This is a genomic window from Campylobacter sp. LR264d (assembly GCF_008633895.1).
Classification (GTDB): domain Bacteria; phylum Campylobacterota; class Campylobacteria; order Campylobacterales; family Campylobacteraceae; genus Campylobacter_D.
The window spans coordinates 100,137-116,745 of record NZ_VJNT01000039.1 but is presented as its reverse complement, the minus strand read 5'-3'; the positions used below and the strand labels follow the sequence as shown (position 1 = coordinate 116,745).

General features: G+C 29.0%; 19 protein-coding genes and 1 other RNA gene. 9 read left to right on the top strand and 11 right to left on the bottom strand.

From position 1 onward, the window contains the following. Nucleotides 1–14: 14 nt before the first annotated feature. The 9 genes from FMM56_RS08415 to rpmH are packed head-to-tail and all read right to left on the bottom strand — an operon-like array spanning nt 15 to nt 8,527. The gene (locus FMM56_RS08415) at nt 15–989 is read right to left on the bottom strand and encodes a hypothetical protein (protein ID WP_150139958.1); all 975 of its coding nucleotides are present in this window, start codon (nt 987–989) and stop codon (nt 15–17) included. Then, on the bottom strand, nt 986–1,774 hold the full coding sequence (locus FMM56_RS08410; RefSeq protein WP_150139957.1) for a DnaJ domain-containing protein: 789 nt from the start codon (nt 1,772–1,774) through the stop codon (nt 986–988). Before FMM56_RS08410 ends, FMM56_RS08415 begins: the two co-directional genes overlap by 4 nt. Further along, a complete protein-coding gene (gene purL / locus FMM56_RS08405; protein ID WP_150208362.1) occupies nt 1,771–3,948 on the bottom strand; it encodes a phosphoribosylformylglycinamidine synthase subunit PurL in 2,178 nt (725 codons plus the stop codon). The genes FMM56_RS08410 and purL overlap by 4 nt, the downstream gene beginning before the upstream one ends. A 10-nt stretch (nt 3,949–3,958) precedes the next feature. Beyond that, nucleotides 3,959–5,287: a tRNA uridine-5-carboxymethylaminomethyl(34) synthesis GTPase MnmE gene (gene mnmE, locus FMM56_RS08400; RefSeq protein WP_150206195.1), complete on the bottom strand. Its 1,329-nt coding sequence runs from the start codon at nt 5,285–5,287 to the stop codon at nt 3,959–3,961. Then, entirely contained in the window at nt 5,280–6,140 is an 861-nt protein-coding gene (locus tag FMM56_RS08395) for a Jag N-terminal domain-containing protein (protein WP_150139954.1), read from the bottom strand. The genes mnmE and FMM56_RS08395 overlap by 8 nt, the downstream gene beginning before the upstream one ends. A 3-nt stretch (nt 6,141–6,143) precedes the next feature. Then, nucleotides 6,144–7,733, bottom strand: coding sequence for a membrane protein insertase YidC (gene yidC / locus FMM56_RS08390; RefSeq protein ID WP_150139989.1), 1,590 nt, complete (start codon nt 7,731–7,733; stop codon nt 6,144–6,146). Between the two features lie 19 nt (nt 7,734–7,752). After that, nucleotides 7,753–8,082 (bottom strand): membrane protein insertion efficiency factor YidD, encoded by a 330-nt coding sequence (gene yidD, locus FMM56_RS08385; RefSeq protein ID WP_150139953.1) that lies wholly within the window; start codon nt 8,080–8,082, stop codon nt 7,753–7,755. Continuing rightward, entirely contained in the window at nt 8,070–8,396 is a 327-nt protein-coding gene (gene rnpA, locus FMM56_RS08380; protein WP_150139952.1) for a ribonuclease P protein component, read from the bottom strand. Before rnpA ends, yidD begins: the two co-directional genes overlap by 13 nt. Further along, nucleotides 8,393–8,527 carry a 50S ribosomal protein L34 gene (gene rpmH, locus FMM56_RS08375; RefSeq protein WP_150139951.1) on the bottom strand — a complete coding sequence of 45 codons (135 nt, stop codon included), beginning with the start codon at nt 8,525–8,527 and terminating at the stop codon, nt 8,393–8,395. The genes rnpA and rpmH overlap by 4 nt, the downstream gene beginning before the upstream one ends. 137 nt (nt 8,528–8,664) lie before the next feature. Between rpmH and FMM56_RS08830 the strand changes: the two genes are divergently transcribed. Beyond that, a complete protein-coding gene (locus FMM56_RS08830) occupies nt 8,665–9,273 on the top strand; it encodes a uracil-DNA glycosylase family protein (protein ID WP_190317950.1) in 609 nt (202 codons plus the stop codon). Beyond that, entirely contained in the window at nt 9,270–10,457 is a 1,188-nt protein-coding gene (locus FMM56_RS08370) for a hypothetical protein (protein WP_190317949.1), read from the top strand. The genes FMM56_RS08830 and FMM56_RS08370 overlap by 4 nt, the downstream gene beginning before the upstream one ends. Here the strand turns inward: FMM56_RS08370 and FMM56_RS08365 are convergent. Continuing rightward, nucleotides 10,450–10,827, bottom strand: coding sequence for a YbgC/FadM family acyl-CoA thioesterase (locus FMM56_RS08365; protein WP_150139950.1), 378 nt, complete (start codon nt 10,825–10,827; stop codon nt 10,450–10,452). The genes FMM56_RS08370 and FMM56_RS08365 overlap by 8 nt on opposite strands. Nucleotides 10,828–10,975: 148 nt before the next feature. On the opposite strand from FMM56_RS08365, the gene FMM56_RS08360 reads away from it, so the two are divergent. The 7 genes from FMM56_RS08360 to FMM56_RS09280 all read left to right on the top strand — a co-directional run bounded on the left by FMM56_RS08360 (nt 10,976) and on the right by FMM56_RS09280 (nt 15,786). Then, nucleotides 10,976–11,938, top strand: a complete 963-nt coding sequence (locus tag FMM56_RS08360) for an ABC transporter permease (protein WP_150139949.1) — start codon at nt 10,976–10,978, stop codon at nt 11,936–11,938. Next, nucleotides 11,931–12,869: an iron chelate uptake ABC transporter family permease subunit gene (locus FMM56_RS08355; protein ID WP_150139948.1), complete on the top strand. Its 939-nt coding sequence runs from the start codon at nt 11,931–11,933 to the stop codon at nt 12,867–12,869. The genes FMM56_RS08360 and FMM56_RS08355 overlap by 8 nt, the downstream gene beginning before the upstream one ends. Then, a complete protein-coding gene (locus FMM56_RS08350) occupies nt 12,866–13,621 on the top strand; it encodes an ABC transporter ATP-binding protein (protein ID WP_150139947.1) in 756 nt (251 codons plus the stop codon). The genes FMM56_RS08355 and FMM56_RS08350 overlap by 4 nt, the downstream gene beginning before the upstream one ends. Nucleotides 13,622–13,634: 13 nt before the next feature. After that, nucleotides 13,635–14,681, top strand: a complete 1,047-nt coding sequence (locus FMM56_RS08345) for a siderophore ABC transporter substrate-binding protein (protein ID WP_150208360.1) — start codon at nt 13,635–13,637, stop codon at nt 14,679–14,681. A gap of 326 nt (nt 14,682–15,007) precedes the next feature. Next, nucleotides 15,008–15,469 carry a hypothetical protein gene (locus FMM56_RS08340; protein WP_150139945.1) on the top strand — a complete coding sequence of 154 codons (462 nt, stop codon included), beginning with the start codon at nt 15,008–15,010 and terminating at the stop codon, nt 15,467–15,469. Then, on the top strand, nt 15,462–15,644 hold the full coding sequence (locus tag FMM56_RS08335; protein ID WP_150208358.1) for a hypothetical protein: 183 nt from the start codon (nt 15,462–15,464) through the stop codon (nt 15,642–15,644). The genes FMM56_RS08340 and FMM56_RS08335 overlap by 8 nt, the downstream gene beginning before the upstream one ends. 13 nt (nt 15,645–15,657) lie before the next feature. Continuing rightward, complete coding sequence (locus tag FMM56_RS09280; RefSeq protein WP_263312626.1) at nt 15,658–15,786, top strand: hypothetical protein; 129 nt, start codon at nt 15,658–15,660, stop codon at nt 15,784–15,786. Between the two features lie 460 nt (nt 15,787–16,246). Here the strand turns inward: FMM56_RS09280 and ssrA are convergent. Next, nucleotides 16,247–16,605, bottom strand: a transfer-messenger RNA (tmRNA) gene (gene ssrA, locus FMM56_RS08330). Nucleotides 16,606–16,609: the final 4 nt, after the last annotated feature.

The following is a 16,609-nucleotide window of genomic DNA, read 5'->3' as shown; positions in this document are numbered from 1 at the left end:
GTGTTTGTAATTTTTCATAACATTCTTGAAATTGAATAAAATTTTTTATGAGCTTCTTCTTTTTCATGTTCTGGTTTTAAATCAGGGTAAAATAATTTTACCAACCTTTTATAGCTTTTTTTCAAATTTGTTCTATTAAAGGTATTTTCTGTTAAACCAAAAATTTGCAATAACATAAGAAATTCTTCCTTATCATTTTCTTTGCTTTGAAATTTTTCTTCTTCTTGTTCTTCTTCGTATTTTTCTTCATTTTGATAACTTTCTTTATAAGCCTTATAATACTCTTTTTGTCTTTCTTCTTGTGCTTGTTTTTTTCTTAAATGTTCTTTTTCTAATCTTTCATAGGCTTTCATATGGATTAAAAGAAGGAATTTTTGAAATAAATACATAAATCCCAAGCTTATAAAATCAACTGCTATAAAGATTGAGAAAAATGAGAAAATATAAGAATAATCAAGTTTTTTCATAGTAATTATTTTTTGATAATTATTAAGGCAAAAATCCACAATTATAGGAATTAAATTAAAATGATAAAAGGCAAAAATGATAATTCCTAAAAAAACGAACCAAGCTAAAATAAGTGAAATTCTAATAAGCCAAGAAAAGGACTTAAAAATAACTATGCTACAATGTATAGGATAATATATAAAGGTCTTTGTAAAATGATAAGGGGCAAATATAAATGATATTGCAAGATAACCTAAAATACGCCAAATATTATTAATAGCATGGGTTAAAAGCATTTTTATAAATTCAATAATAAAATATCCTATAAAAAAACATGCACCAACTGTTATTGCAAAAACTAAGATTGAAACTATCCAACTACCCTTATCAAAGGCTAAAAATTGTATAGTTTTACCTACAAAACCCTTAAAATAATAAGCATCTTGTGCTAAATGATACCCTAAATAACAAGCATATACAACAAGTATTATTTCAACAAAGCCCATAAATAATCGCATAGCAATAAGCAAAAGAATTTTCATCTATTTTCCAATTTCTTTTTAAGAAGTTCGTAAGCTTCGTTAATTTGCTGAAATTTCAAAACACCTTGTTTTAATTGTTCGTCACTTACCTTATTTGCATTTAGCACATCAGGATGATACTGCTTAGCAAGTCTTCTATAAGCCTTTTTTGCATCTTCAATACTAGCATTTTTATCTAAATTTAAAATCCCGTAAGCTGTATTTATATCCATACTTTGTTTTGAATTTGAAGGCTTATAGTTTCTAAGTTCATTTATAAAGGCATTTAAGGCATTTTGCGATATAGAAAAGGCCCTTGCGATTTGATTTAAAAGTTCTTGTTTTTTAGGGCTAAAATCACTATCTATTAAGGCCATAAAAACAAGAACTTTTAATATATTAAATAATTCTTCCTTTGGCAGGGGTACTTCTTTTATAAATTCCCTTGCCACTTCATAGACATCGCTTAAATTTTCTTTATGTTCGTTAAAACCTCTTTTTAAAAACTCCCTTTCTCTTTCATCTTTTGCATTTGCATTTAAAAGCTGGGCTATCATATCCGCTTCTTCTTCGCTAACCCTGCCATCACTTTTTGCAATCTTAGCTAAAAGGGCGATTACATAATAATTAACCCGTCTTCTAAACTCATCTATCCTTTCTTCCATTACACCCCTTGAAAAATCCCTAGCAAAGCCCTTAGCCCCACGGCTAAATTTATTAATAGTACTAGAAAAATCTTCCTTTCCCCAGGTTTTATAATAATAATAAAAGGCAAAAATAGCTACAAGTAAGATAATAAAAATCATTGAATTTGTTCTTTAAAGCTCTTAAAATAAGCATTTTTAAGCTCATCAAAACTAATATTTATGCTATCAAGTTTAAAGCTTTTAGCTTTATTTGTAGTGCCTAATTTTGTGATTTTTAACTTAAATTTCTTAGCTAAAAGTCTAAATTTCTTTTCATTTTTTACCCCACAAATAACCCTACTCGCACTTTCATCAAAAAGCAAAATTTCATTTTTAAAATTTGATTTTGCATTAATGCTAAGATTTGAAATAGCACACATTTTAGCTAAGCTTAAAGCTAAGCCTCCAATTCCTACGCTATTTGCACAAGTTAAAAGATTGTTTTCATTTGCCTTATATAAAAATTTCCATAATCTAAGTTCTTGTTTAAATTTAGGCTTTTTAAGTTTACCAGCTACTTTATTATCTTGAATTTTCATAGCTAAACTTGCCCCAAATTCGCCCCTAGTTTTACCTATTAAAAAAACGCTTGAATTTGAGCTAAATTTAGCCTTTAAGCTTTTTTTACAATCCTTTAAAACCCCTACATTTACTATAGTTGGACTTGGAAAAATACTAATTTTATCGCTTTCATTATAAAGTGAAACATTACCACTTACAACAGGAGTTTTTAAGGCCTTGCAAGCCATTTTAATACCATCACAACCCTTTGCAAATTGCCACATTACTTCTGGATTTTGAGGATTTCCATAATTTAAACAATCACTTATTGCCAAAGGTCTTGCCCCCGTACAAGCTACCTTTCTACCTACATCCATAACTGCCCTTGCTGCACCTATTTTTGAATTTATATAATTTAAACGAGAATTGCACTCAATAGCCATTGCAATACTTGCATTATTTTCTTTAACGCGAATCACACTAGCCCCAAGACCTCCATCAGCCTTTATAGTGTTAGTTTGCACGGTTGAGTCAAATTGTTCGTAAATAAAGCCTTTATCATTTACGTTTTCATTACTTAGCATTTTTAATAACAAGTCCTTAGCACTCATTTTTAAGCTAAATTTATAATCCTTTATCTCATTTAAATACAAAGGCTTACTAAGAGGTCTATTTAAAACGGGTGATTTTTTACTTAATGGCTCAATCGGTATTAAACCCACCCTTTCATCTTGCCAGAAAAGTTCCATCTTTGAAGTATTTGTAACCTCTCCAATAATAACTGCGTCAAGTCCATATTTTTCAAAGATAGCAATAATCTCTCTTTCATAGCCATGCTTAGCACAAATTAGCATTCTTTCTTGACTTTCACTTAACATTAATTCATAAGGAGTCATTTTAGCTTCTCTCATAGGCACCCTGTCTAAATAAAGCTTCATTCCAGCCCCACTTTTTCCAGCCATTTCAAAGGAACTTGAAGTAAGCCCTGCTGCACCCATATCTTGTATGCCTATTATATAATCGGTTTTAAATAATTCTAAACACGCCTCCATTAAAAGCTTTTCACTAAATGGGTCACCTATTTGAACCGTAGGTCTTAAAGTTTTACTAGACTCGTTAAAGCTATCACTTGCCATAACTGCCCCACCAAGCCCATCGCGTCCTGTTTTACTTCCAACATAAATAACGCTATTTCCAATGCCTTCTGCCTTAGCATAAAAAACATCCTTGATAGGACAAATTCCCAAAGCAAAGGCATTTACTAAGATATTACCATTAAAACAAGAATCAAAGGCTATTTCTCCTCCTATTGTAGGTACACCCATACAATTTCCATAATGTGCTATGCCATTAACCACACCTTTTACAAGGTATTTTTGATGCTTTCCTACCTTTTCATCAAAAATATCACCAAATTTAAGCGAATTTAAACCTGCTACTACCCTTGCACCCATGGTAAAAACATCTCTTAAAATGCCTCCAACCCCTGTTGCTGCACCTGCAAAAGGCTCTATAAAGCTTGGGTGATTATGACTTTCTACCTTAAAAACAGCAACCATTCCTTGACCTATATCAATAACACCTGCATTTTCTCCAGGCCCTTGTATAACCCATTTTGCCTTAGTTGGAAAACCACTAAGATATTTTTTACTAGACTTATAAGAGCAATGTTCGCTCCACATTGCAGAAATAACCCCAAGTTCAAGTAAATTTGGCTCTCTTCCAAGAATATTTAAAATTTCTTGATACTCCTCATCACTTATTTTATGAGCTTGTATGGTTTTTTTATCCATTTTTTATCCTTTATTTTCCTAAACAAAAATTACTAAACATTTCATCTAAAATTTCATCACTATTAAAATCCTTAGTAAATTTTGCAATCTCTTGTATAGCTAAGTTTAATTCAAAGGCAAAGAGTTCTAAATTTTCCTCATTTATTAAATTTTTTGCCCTTAAAATCGCCTCGCTTGCACTTTTTAAAGCATTTATAACATATAAAGAATGAACAATCACTCCATTACTATCAAGGCTTTTTAAATATGTAATAAGGGCATTTTTAAGTGCGTTTATATCATGCTTTGTGCTAATTTTTATAAAATCTAAGTTCTTAAAGGTTTTAAAATTTTGCTTTAAATCGCATTTATTTAAGACCCAAAAAATTTTTTTTGAATTATCCTTTAAAAGTTCGTATAAATTCTCATCTTCTTTACTTAAATAAGAATTATAATCAAATAAAGCTATGATTATATCAGCTTCATCAATGCTTTTTTTACTAAGTTCTATGCCCTTATTTTCAATCAAATCATCACTATTTCTTATACCTGCTGTATCAATTATACGAAGCAAAAAGCCATCTAGGCAAAAGCTTTCTTCTACTCTATCTCTTGTAGTACCTGGTACTTGTGAAACAATGGCCCTTTCATAACTTAAAAAGGCATTTAATAAAGAACTTTTACCAACATTTGGCTTTCCTACAATGGCAACCTTAAAGCCATCAATCAGGCCCTTTTTGCTTTGTGAAATAGTATAAATTTCATTTAAAATATCAGCATTTTCCTTACACATTGCTTGAATTTGATTAAGCAAATCCTTAGGTAAATCATCATCTGCATAATCAATGCTAGTTTCAACAAAGGCCAAAGTTTTTACTAAATCCTGCCTTATTTTTTCAAGTAAAAGCCCTAATTTCCCTTCTAAATTTCTAGCTATAATTTTTGCTGCAAAACTTGATTTTGCAAATATTAAATCCTGTATATTTAAGGCCTTTAAAATAGACATTTTGCCATTTAAACAAGCCCTTTTGCTAAATTCTCCTGGCCTTGCTAGTCTAGCCCCCAAAGTTATGAGATTTTCTAAAACCACTTCGCTAACACTAACTCCTCCATGTACTTGAAACTCGACTATATCTTCACCACTAAAACTAAAGGGTGCCTTAAAGTAAAGTACAATGGCCTCGTCTATAAAATCATTATTTTCATCATAAAGCTTACAAAGGGTAGCGTAACGTTCTTTTAAATTTGTTTTGTGAGTAAGTTTAAGGGCAATTGAAAGGGCATTATCGCCACTTAATCTTACTATAGAAATTGATGAAATTCCATGGGCAGTAGAAATGGCTACTATAGTCTCATTCATTTCTTTTAAAAAAATCGTTAATAACTACAAAACGTTGTTCACCATTTTGCTTAATGCCTACATATTTATTAGGAAACTGAGCTCTTAATTGTTCTAGGGCTATTTTTATCAAAACTCCATCAAGGGGCTTTGTTTGACCTCTGCCACTAAGTTGTACCTTTTCAATTACAGATTGTAGATAAAACTGCATGCCTCTTATTTGATTTTCTAAAAATTGTGCTATTTCAAGTCTAATTAATAAATCATATTTTGAATTTATCCAACTATGTAAAAGATAAGACATAGCTTTATATCTATGAGCTTCCTTACCTATCATTAAGGCTGCATCTTCTCCATCAAGTCTAATCAAAACGCAGTTTTCATCAAACATTCTTAATTCTTCTAAGTGTATGTTAAATTCCATACTTTCAAGCAAAGAAACAATCCCTGTGCGAATTTCGCTTAAAATTTCATCTATATCTTTTTTACTTTCCTTATGAAAGCTATCAAAAATCCTATCGCTTTCTACATTATAAGAACTTCTTAGAATTTCTTTTCTAATTACAACTTCTTCTTGTTTTACTTCTTCTTCATTTGTTAAATTTTGTCTTTCAAATTTGCTTTCACTTCTTGTTTCAAAATTTTTTTCATATCTTTTATCTTTTTCATAATTTTTATAAGGCTTTTTCTCAAATTCCTTTTTAAATGCCTTTTTTTTGGAACGTACTTCTATGATAGCATTTTTTTTTCCAAAACCTAAAAAACCACCCTTAGAATATTGTAAAATTTCATATTCTAGGTCAATAATAGAACATTGTAATTCTTTGGCCGCCTGTGTTAAGGCGCTTTCTAAATTTGAGGCTTCAATTTTCATAATCTACTCGCTTTCTTTTCTTTTATGATGTTCTCTTGCAAAAAGCTTATTAATAACAAATTGTTGAAGTAAAGAACAAAGGTTATTAACACACCAATAAAGTGTAAGTCCTGCTGGAAACCATAAAAAGAAAAAGGTAAAAATTACAGGTAAAAATTTCATAATCTTAGCTTGTGTAGGGTCTTGTATACTCATAGGTGTAATGAGTTGTTGTACAAACATTGTCACACCCATTAAAATAGGCAAGATAAAATAAGGGTCCATTAATGATAAATCATGTATCCAAAACGCCCAAGGGGCGTCTTTTAACTCTGTGGCATTTAACAAAACTCTATAAATGGCAAAAAATATAGGAATTTGTAAAAATATAGGCAAACACCCACTCATAGGATTTGCTCCATGTTTTTTATAAAGTTCCATCATGTGCATATTCATTTTTTGTGGATCGCCCTTGTAACGTTCTTTTAATTCTTTCATTTTTGGGGCTAAGTCTTTTAATTTATTCATAGACATCATAGATTTATAGGTTAGAGGAAATAGCACAATTCTAACTATTAAGGTCATTACTACAATGGCCCAGCCCCAGTTATTAATGTATTTATGTAAGAAATTTAAAAAATCAAACATAGGCCTAGCTATAAAGGTAAACCAGCCATATTCAATAACATCTTTAAGCCTTTTATCAATATTCATTAAAACAGCATGTTCTTTTGAACCTATGTAACCACCTGCTTTAAAACTATTTTGTGCTTGTGCGTAAATTATAGGATTTTCTTTTTCATCGTGGCTAATAACTATATTTAAAGGTTCGTCAAAATTATAAAACACAGAAGCATAGTATCTATCAAAGGCAGAAGCAATGATAATATTATTTACTTGTTCATTTTCATCCACATCCTCATCTTCAAAGGTAGTAATCTTTTCATCCTTATCAACGACTAAAGCCCCATGCACGGTGTAGCCATCAATTGCTATACTAGGTCTAAAACCCGGGCTTATAAAATAAGGTGTATCCTTGCTAAGCTTAATCTCAATCTCATAATTTCCCCTGGGATAAAAGGTAATGATTTTTTCTACTTTTAGATCACTTAAATTTTGAGTTAAATGTAAAATTTTATGTTCATTTTCTATTATAAGCTCACTTTCATCGCTAATATAAGGGGTATTAAAGGCTTCTTGATTGATATTTGTATCATTAAAACGAAGTTCTAAAGGCAGTGGCAATTTATCATTTGTTACTAAATTTGCCCTACTTCCATCTTCTTTTTGATGCTTTTTATCCTTTAAATAAAAAGTACTAATGCGTCCATAAATATCAATATCTGCTTCAAAGAAATCGCTAGAAATTTTAACTAAATTTTGACTTTGTGAAATGGGGGCATTTGTCGTTGGTAAAGAAGTGTTTTCTTGTTTAACTTCTGGGGCTGTATTTGAAATTGTACTTTCATTTGTGCTAATTTGAGTTGTGTTTTGTTCGCTGTTTATAGGCTTTTTTGGTAAGAAAAAATAATCATAAACCATAAAAAATACAAAAGAGATAATAACAGCTAAAAAAATTCGTTTTTGTTGAGTAGCATTATTTTTATTATTAATAGGATTCACCATTGTTCCTTTATAAAATTTTAATTAAATAATACGCTTCTTTTTTATAAGGAATATATAAAAAACGCAAGGGTTTTTTTGCTAAAAAAGAAGGCTTAAATATACTTATAGTTTGAAAAGAAGTTGAAATTTTTGGATAATCAAAACCACCTTTAAAAAAAGGATTGCACTTTATAATTCTAATAAAGGTTGCAAAAAAGGCTAAGAAAATATTATTTTTTTGAAATTGCAAAAAGGCAAAATTTGAACAACTTGGATAATATCTACAACAATTAGGCTTTAATGGGCTTATAAAATACTGATAAAAACGCAATATCTTTAAACAAATTATCTTAAACATTCTAATTTTTTAAAACCCCATTTTAAATCTTTTTCTAAACGCAAAAAATGTGCAGTTTTCATTTCTTCTTTGGCTATAAAAATATACTTACCACTTTTTAAACTATTTTGTGCGTTAAAAAATAAAGCCCTTAAAACGCGTTTAACGCGATTTCTAATAACTGCCTTACCCACCTTTTTACCTGCTACAACTGCCATTTTTTTTTCTTCACTTTTTAAATAAAAAATAATAAAACCATTGCAGTGCCATTTTTTGCCTGTTTTGTAAACTTGTGTAAATTCTTCATTGCTATCAAATTTAAAAAAAGTTCTCACACAGCAAGTCTTTTTCTACCCTTAGAACGTCTTGCGTTGATAATCTTACGTCCATTTTTACTTTTCATACGAACCCTAAAACCATGAGTGCGTTTTTTAGGAGTATTATGTGGTTGATAAGTCCTTTTCATAAGAATTTCCTTAAAAATATAAAATAAAGTTCGTATTTTATCTAAGCCTTACTTATAAATTGCTTTAAAATTTCAAGCAATTCTTAACCTTTATTTTGTTAAATTTACAAAGTTTAATTAAACTTGAAAGTTCATTAATGATTCGAAGCTTACATTATCTTAAAGCCATGGGTTATGATTTTTTAGATGAGATAAAAGATGAAAACATATATAATTTAAGCTTTGATAATCTAAGAAAAACAGCTAGTACTTGTTCTTTATGTCAATTTTCAAAGCAAAGAAAACATATTTTAATGCAAAAAACTCAAAAAAATGCAAGACTTTTTGTTTTAACAAGTTTTGGGCAAAAAAGTGAAAATGAGAGTGGAATTTTGCTTAATTCAAAGCAAGGTGAGAGATTAAAAACTTTAATCTATGAAAACTTAGGACTGAACGAAGAAAATTTTTATTTTTCTTATCTAATTAAATGTTTTTCTTCTTTGAAAGTTGACGATTTTTCGCTACAATCTTGTTTGCCATTTAGCTTAAATGAGATAAATTTAATTAAGCCAAAATTTATACTTTGCTTAGGTTATTATCCTTTTAAGGCTTTGGGATTTGATGATTTTAACTCTTTAAGAGGTGAAATTTTATCTTATAAAAATAGTCTTATAATGGCAAGTTTTGATATGGATTTTTTAGAAAAAAATCCAAGTTATCAAGATGAATTTAAAAAAGATTTATTAAAGATTAAGGGTTTTATATGAAAAAAATTATACTTATTTTAATGCTAAGTTCGATATTACTTTATGCAAAGAGTCAAAAATTATCAAAAATAGAACCAAGTGAAAATATATATCCAAATTTAAGCACTCATGTTTGTAACAAAAATTGCCTACTTGAATACCTAGAATCAAGACTTTATCTTAGCTTTTTAAGTGAATTTAGCTCAAATACTGACCAGCTTTTAGTAAATATCTATGCAAAACTTTTAAATTCCATAACAGATTTTGAAAAAAATATTCAAAAATCAGCCTCAATAAAACTTGCCATTATTATCCCTGAAAAAACTATAAAAAGTTATTCTAACACCATAATAAACGCAAGTGTAGCTTATTTATTAAGACAAAGGGCAGATATTAAGCTTAAAGTTTTTTTAATAGGCACAGAAGATAGTGTTAATATAAAAGAGGCCTTACAACAAATAAAGGCTCAAAATTATCAATATATAGTAGCAGGCCTTACTCAAAAAGGAGTTAGCGTACTTGAAAATTACCAAGATAATATGAAAATTTTCATACCTACAACGCATAAAAGCACGACAAATGTAAAAAGTGAAAATATCTTTTTTGGTGGCATTGATTACGAAGCACAAATTAAAACCCTTTTAAATAAAGGAAATTCAAAGATAGCTATATTTAGTGAAAACTCATCCTTGCTAAATAGCCTAACAAGCGAAGTTAAGCAACTAAATCCTGATACGTCTACTTATAATGTTAATAGTGATAAAATGAATTTTGCATCTTTACTTCGTTCGCAAGAGTCTTTAAATGGGACTACGATTTTTTTTAATACCTCCTTAATCAAAACTGCCCTTATTAGTTCTCAACTGCGTGTATATAAAATTTATCCAGCCGTACTTTTATCAACTCAAATAAATTATAACCCTGCCCTTTTTAGCCTTACTCAGCTAAATGACAGACGCAATTTTTACATAGCAAATTCCATAAATAACACAGATGATAATCTAGCTTATTTAAACGAAATTTTCAATCAAAATATAAATTATAACTGGGTGTCTTATGCTACTAGCATAGGGGTTGATTATTTTTACACAAATTTTTTAAGCGATAATAAATCCTTATTTGAAGAAAGTATAAATAATTCACAAGTTATTTATAATATTCGCTTAATGCGTGGTTTAAATGGGAATTTTGAAGAGACTAAGTAGATAATTCTTTAAAATATTTTTTAATATTTTCATCCATTTTACAAGGCTTAGAATCTTTTATATAAGCTAAAACAAAGTTTGCAGAAAAGATTTTGATATCGTCTTTAAAAATATCTTGTTCTAAGATAACAGAGGCATTTTTAAGTTCTAAAATTTGCGTTTTAATCTCTAAAATATCGCCAAGCTTAGCAGATTTTATAAAATCACAAGTAGTTCTTTTTAACAAAAAATGTCCCCTATCTTTATCAAAAATATCAGCATTTTTTTGAAAAAAAATTTCACTCCTTGCTCTTTCACAAAATTTTAAATAATTACTATGATAAACAACCCCACCTGCATCAGTATCCTCGTAATAAACACGTATTTTCATATACTATCCTTAGAATTTTTACAAATTATAACAAAGTCTAGGTTAAATTTTTATTTTTAAAAATACTTATCAATTTTTTATAACTTATTAAAGAATTTTAGATACAATAGCTAACTTTGATAATTATTATTATATTATAAGGATATTTGTGTTTTTAAGACATATTTTTTCGTTAAAAATTTTGCTTAGCTTACTTATTATCTTTTCTTTTATAAGCATCTTTGTAGGCGTTAAAAACATAAATTTAAGCAATTTTTTAGATTATGAAAATATAGAAATTTTATTAATCACTAGGATACCTCGCTTAATTGCCATTATATTAACGGGAATGAGCCTTGGAATTTGTGGGCTTATAATGCAACAATTAACGCAAAATAAATTCGTATCTCCAACCACAGCTGGAACTATGGATTGTGCGAGATTTGGTATATTAATAGCCCTAGTTTTTTTTGGGTCAAATTCCTTTATAGTTCAAGGTATAATAGCTTCTTTGTTTGCTATGATTGGAAGTTTTATTTTTATTCAAATGCTAAAATATATCAAACTTAAAGATATCATCTTTGTACCATTAATAGGCATTATGTTTGGAGGTATAGTTAGTGCGATAAGTACATTTTTTGCTTATGGTTTAAATTATATTCAAAGCATAGGTGCTTGGTTACAAGGTAGCTTTACAAATATAATGCAAGGAAATTATGAGTTAATTTATATTAGCTTGCCCCTATTTTTACTAGCCTTTTTCTTCGCAAATAAAATTACCATTGTTGGAATGGGCGAAGATATTGCCTTAAATTTGGGTGTTTCTTATAATTTAGTCTTATTAATAGGGCTTTTAATAGTTTCAATAATCACTTCAATCATAGTTGTAAGCGTTGGGGTTATCCCCTTTTTAGGGCTTATAATTCCAAATATTATAGCAATTTATAGAGGAGATAATCTTAGAAAAAATCTCATATACATAGCACTTAGTGGGGCTTTGTTTTTACTAATTTGTGATATTTTTTCAAGACTTATAATATATCCTTTTGAAATGCCTATAAGCATAACAGCAGGAGTTGTTGGAAGTTTTGTTTTTATCTTGCTTTTATTTAGGAAACAAAACTATGCTTAAAAGAATGCTTATTTTAATGCTTATTGCCCTTGTTATAATTGTTGCTTATATATTTAGCTTTACAGGGGAATTTAGCGAATATGCCATTAAAAATCGCTCAATGCAAGTTTGTGCCGTTATAATAGTAGCATCTTGCATAGGCGTTTCAACCATTATTTTTCAAACCATAAGCAATAATAAAATTCTAACCCCAAGCATTATAGGGCTTGATTCTTTATATTTGCTTTTGCAATCTTTTTTAGTTTTTACCCTTGGGGCTATTAATTTAAGTGTTTATAAGGAAAATGTAAATTTTTTATTAAGCTTAGTTTGTATGATATTTTTTGCCCTACTTCTATATAAAATTTTATTTAGAAACGAAAGAAGTATATATTTAATCATGCTTTTAGGCTTAATCTTTGGGACCTTATTTAGTACATTGAGTTCTTTTTTTGAAGTATTAATTGACCCTGATGAATTTATGATTGTACAAGGTAGAATGTTTGCAAGTTTTGATAATATCGCCTTGGATGTTTTATTACTGGCTAGCATTGCTACTATTGCTTGTTTTTTAATAATATTTAAGTATCTTAAAATTTTAAATCCTTTGATTTTAGGCAAGGATTTAGCTATAAATTTAGGCATTGATTATCAAAATGTAGTTAAAAAATTAATGATAATAGTTGCTGTTTTAACCTCGATTGCAACTGCCCTAGTAGGTCCTATAACTTTTTTAGGACTTATAGTAGCAAATATAACTTATGAACTTTTTAAAACCTGCAAACATGAAATTTTACTTTTTGCTTGTGTATTTGTAAGTATGATTGCACTAGTTGGGGCGATTTTTTTCGTATCAAAGGTTTTTGGCTATAACACAACTGTGAGTGTGATTATAAATTTTCTAGGTGGAATTTATTTTATTTATTTAGTATTTAAGGATAATAAAAGATGATAAGGCTCGAAAATATTAATAAATTTTATAACGAAAAAGCTGTTTTAGAAAATATAAATTTAAGCTTTAAAAAGGGTAAGATTACTGCTTTAATAGGGGCAAATGGGGCTGGGAAAAGCACCATTTTAGCTATTGCTAGTCGTCTTATTAAGGCTGATAGTGGTGAAATTTATGTAAATGATAAACCTATAAATTCTTATAAAAGCGATATTTTAGCCCAAAAAATTTCTATATTAAAACAACAAAATAATATAAATATGCGTTTAAGGGTCGATGAATTAGTAGCCTTTGGACGTTTTCCTTATTCTCAAGGAAAATTAAATAAGATTGACAAAGAAAAGATTAACACTGCCCTAAATTATATGGGAATTTATGAACTTAAAAATAGATTCTTAGACACACTCAGTGGAGGTCAAAGACAAAGGACCTTTATAGCGATGATTATAGCACAAGATACTGATTTTATCTTTTTTGATGAGCCATTAAATAGCCTTGATATGAAACATTGTGTTCAAATTATGCAGTTAATGCAAAATTTAGTGCATGATTTTAACAAATCAATAGCTGTTGTCTTGCATGATATAAATTTTGCTGCTACTTATGCTGATGAGATAGCTGCCCTAAAAAATGGCAAGTTAATCGCCTGTGATAGCACAGACAAGCTTATAAACACGGAAATGCTAGCACAAATTTATGATATGCAAATTAAGGTTTGTGAATTTGAAAAAAAACGAGTTTGCATATATTTTTAATAAAGGAGAAATAATGAAAAAAAATTTAGTTGTCGCACTTTGTGCGATTGTCATTGCTTTCAGTGCTTGCACTGATAATAAAAAAGTAAGTACTGAGTCAAATAGTACTGGAAATAATGCAAGTGTTGAAGTAAATTCAAGCACTGCAGAACAATCTAAGCCAGTTGATGCAAAGGCTAGTTTTGAGATAACCCCTATTAACGTGGAAGAAGATGGGGATAATTTTATCATTCATCACAGCCTTGGTACAAGTTCAGTTGTAAAGGCCCCTACAAAGGTAGTGGTACTTGATTTAGGTATATTAGATAGCTTTTCTGCCTTAAATTTAAATGACAATGTCGTAGGGGTACCTATTAAAAATTTGCCAAGATATTTAGTGGAATTTTCAAATAAAAATAGCATTGGTGGCGTTCAACAAGTGGATTTAGAGGCCATTAATGCCTTAAAGCCTGATTTAATCATCATTTCAGGAAGACAGGCAAAGTATTATGACAAGCTTAAAGAAATAGCCCCAACTGCCTTTATGGGTATAGGGTATGATAATGCAAGCTTTTTAAATTCTTTCAAAACAAATACTTTAGCCCTTGCTAAACTTTATGGAAAAGAAGCAGAGGCTAATGAGAAAATTGCTTTAATTGAAGGTGAGATAAGCAAGGCTAAAGAAGAATTATCAAAGGATAAAAAAGCCCTTATCATAATGACAAATGCAAATAAAATTTCAGCCTTTGGACCTTCTTCTCGCTTTGGTCTAATACATGATATTTTAGGCATTAACCCGGTTGATGATAGCATAAAGGTAGGAACTCATGGAAAAAGCATAAATTATGAGTATATTTTAGAAACAAATCCAGATTTTATCTTTATTGTAGATAGGAATGTTATAGTTGGCAAGGATAAGGTTAATGACGAGTTTTTAAATAATGCCTTGATTAAAAAAACAAAGGCTGCAAATGAAGGTAAAATAGTCTTTTTAGACCCTGAGTATTGGTACTTAGTAGGTGGAAATGGGATTAAATCTTTAAGTGCTATGATAAAAGAAGTAGTTGACGGGGTTAAATAATTTACTTAAGGCTTAAATTTAATTTTAAGCCTTAAACTTTTAAAAAATTTTCTTGCTTAATTTTAATAAAATAAAAAAATAGATACAATATTATGAATATTTTAAAGAATTTTCAAACAAAATATAAAGGAAAGTTGGATAATAAGGCATTTGAAAGCAATTTTTATTGTATTACATACAGGCATACAAAATTCAAATTCAGTGTTTTTTAAAATACATAAAAAAATCATAAATAATGCTATGCTAAATTTTTTCTTTGCCACTTATAAAATAATTGATTTTATACGATTTACAAATACAAAACTAGCTTTTAGGAATTTTCAAAAATGATGGGGCGAAATAAGCTATTAATATTTTTAAGTGTATTAATATTAAAAAATTCCATTAAAAATCACCCCTTTAATATAGAAGAAATTCCTATGACAAAACTACACAATACTCTTTTAGATTATCAAAAAATCGCTATTTTAGTAACCCATGCAGAAGATAGGGTAGAAGAAAAAAAGTTATTTAACGATGTGCTAATTCGCACCTTAAATATGATGAAAGATGCTAGTTTATTATACTTTCAAACTAAGATTATAAAGGATGATAAGGGTAAAAATAATATAGTTTTAACTAAATTAAAAATGGCAGAAAATGGCTTAAGATTATACGAACTTTATCAAAATGACCAAAAATCAAGTAGCTTTGTGGATGATGATAAATTAAAAAATTTAAGCTATCAAGGCATTAAAAAATATATCTTAGATAAAAACATAGAAAAGGAGTATGTATATAATGAATGATGAAAAGGCTAAAAATTTACTTCAAATTTTTACGGATTTAAATGCTGTTCTTATGGATAAAAACAAATTTTTACACTTAAAAACACTATGTAAAAAGGACGACAAGGCAAAGGAAAATTTAAACGAACTTCTAAGAATGGTTAATGAATTTTCAAGCAAAATTCAAAAGCAATAATTAGGGATTTAAAATGCCCTACACCCTAGAAACAAAACTGAAAGCAAATAAATTTTATTCAACCCTTGGCATAGAAATAAGCTTACCAAAAGAAGTAGGCACATATAGCAATCAAGGAAATTTTGAATGCAACATATATTAAATATTATTTTAATGATAATTGCTTTATTTTTTATCAATAATAAAAAATATTGTTTGGTTTATGGTTTTTGTTTTTATATATTCCATTTTTATTCTTTGTTTATAATGGAGAAAAAAGCTCTTTAACAATGGCTGCAAGTATAAACAAAACATCTTTTTATCTTATTTAGAAATTTGTATTATAGCATTTGTGTGGATGAATGGAGAATTTTTTATTTCTTTTATAGTTTATAAGTTATTAAAATTTTTATTTGCTTGATAAATAAAAAGACTTATTTAAAGTTTTTTAGATTGCCTACGCTTTTAAAATGTCCTTTTTTAATTTCATACAGGTAGTAAAATAGATAGTAAAATTATATCATAATATTTAATTTATTATAAATATATTTGGATATCTAAGAGTGTCAAAGTGTGCTAAAATGGTAATTGAAAGATATTGATAAAACTTAGAAATAGCTTAATGGTGGAGACGAGGGGAATTGAACCCCTGTCCAAAAATAATCCCACAACAATCTCTACATGCTTATCAAAGATGAAAATTTCACTAGTTTAAACTCACCTTTAAAATTTCACAAACTAGCTAAGACTAAATTTGGCTTAAAATTCGTCAAAAATCAAGCTACACTATCAAAAAATGACTCGCTTTTTCAACTAGATAGTATCATCAAAAAGCAAGGCTCAACCACGACTACGCAACTCTAGCGTAGGCAGGAGCAAATTTCGCGTTGTTTGCGTTTAAATTTAAGTAGGCTTTTTACGCTTTGCCCAAAGCGACATGCCATCATTGCAAAACTATTCCTGTCGAAGCCAGGTCGTCCCCATTA

Bases quoted from the DNA above. Each gene is read 5' to 3' on its own strand.
- FMM56_RS08415 (WP_150139958.1), bottom strand. From the start codon at position 989: ATGAAAATTCTTTTGCTTATTGCTATGCGATTATTTATGGGCTTTGTT.
- FMM56_RS08410 (WP_150139957.1), bottom strand. From the start codon at position 1,774: ATGATTTTTATTATCTTACTTGTAGCTATTTTTGCCTTTTATTATTAT.
- purL (WP_150208362.1), bottom strand. From the start codon at position 3,948: ATGGATAAAAAAACCATACAAGCTCATAAAATAAGTGATGAGGAGTAT.
- mnmE (WP_150206195.1), bottom strand. From the start codon at position 5,287: ATGAATGAGACTATAGTAGCCATTTCTACTGCCCATGGAATTTCATCA.
- FMM56_RS08395 (WP_150139954.1), bottom strand. From the start codon at position 6,140: ATGAAAATTGAAGCCTCAAATTTAGAAAGCGCCTTAACACAGGCGGCC.
- yidD (WP_150139953.1), bottom strand. From the start codon at position 8,082: ATGTTTAAGATAATTTGTTTAAAGATATTGCGTTTTTATCAGTATTTT.
- rpmH (WP_150139951.1), bottom strand. From the start codon at position 8,527: ATGAAAAGGACTTATCAACCACATAATACTCCTAAAAAACGCACTCAT.
- FMM56_RS08830 (WP_190317950.1), top strand. From the start codon at position 8,665: ATGATTCGAAGCTTACATTATCTTAAAGCCATGGGTTATGATTTTTTA.
- FMM56_RS08370 (WP_190317949.1), top strand. From the start codon at position 9,270: ATGAAAAAAATTATACTTATTTTAATGCTAAGTTCGATATTACTTTAT.
- FMM56_RS08365 (WP_150139950.1), bottom strand. From the start codon at position 10,827: ATGAAAATACGTGTTTATTACGAGGATACTGATGCAGGTGGGGTTGTT.
- FMM56_RS08355 (WP_150139948.1), top strand. From the start codon at position 11,931: ATGCTTAAAAGAATGCTTATTTTAATGCTTATTGCCCTTGTTATAATT.
- FMM56_RS08350 (WP_150139947.1), top strand. From the start codon at position 12,866: ATGATAAGGCTCGAAAATATTAATAAATTTTATAACGAAAAAGCTGTT.
- FMM56_RS08345 (WP_150208360.1), top strand. From the start codon at position 13,635: ATGAAAAAAAATTTAGTTGTCGCACTTTGTGCGATTGTCATTGCTTTC.
- FMM56_RS08340 (WP_150139945.1), top strand. From the start codon at position 15,008: ATGATGGGGCGAAATAAGCTATTAATATTTTTAAGTGTATTAATATTA.
- FMM56_RS08335 (WP_150208358.1), top strand. From the start codon at position 15,462: ATGAATGATGAAAAGGCTAAAAATTTACTTCAAATTTTTACGGATTTA.
- FMM56_RS09280 (WP_263312626.1), top strand. From the start codon at position 15,658: ATGCCCTACACCCTAGAAACAAAACTGAAAGCAAATAAATTTTATTCA.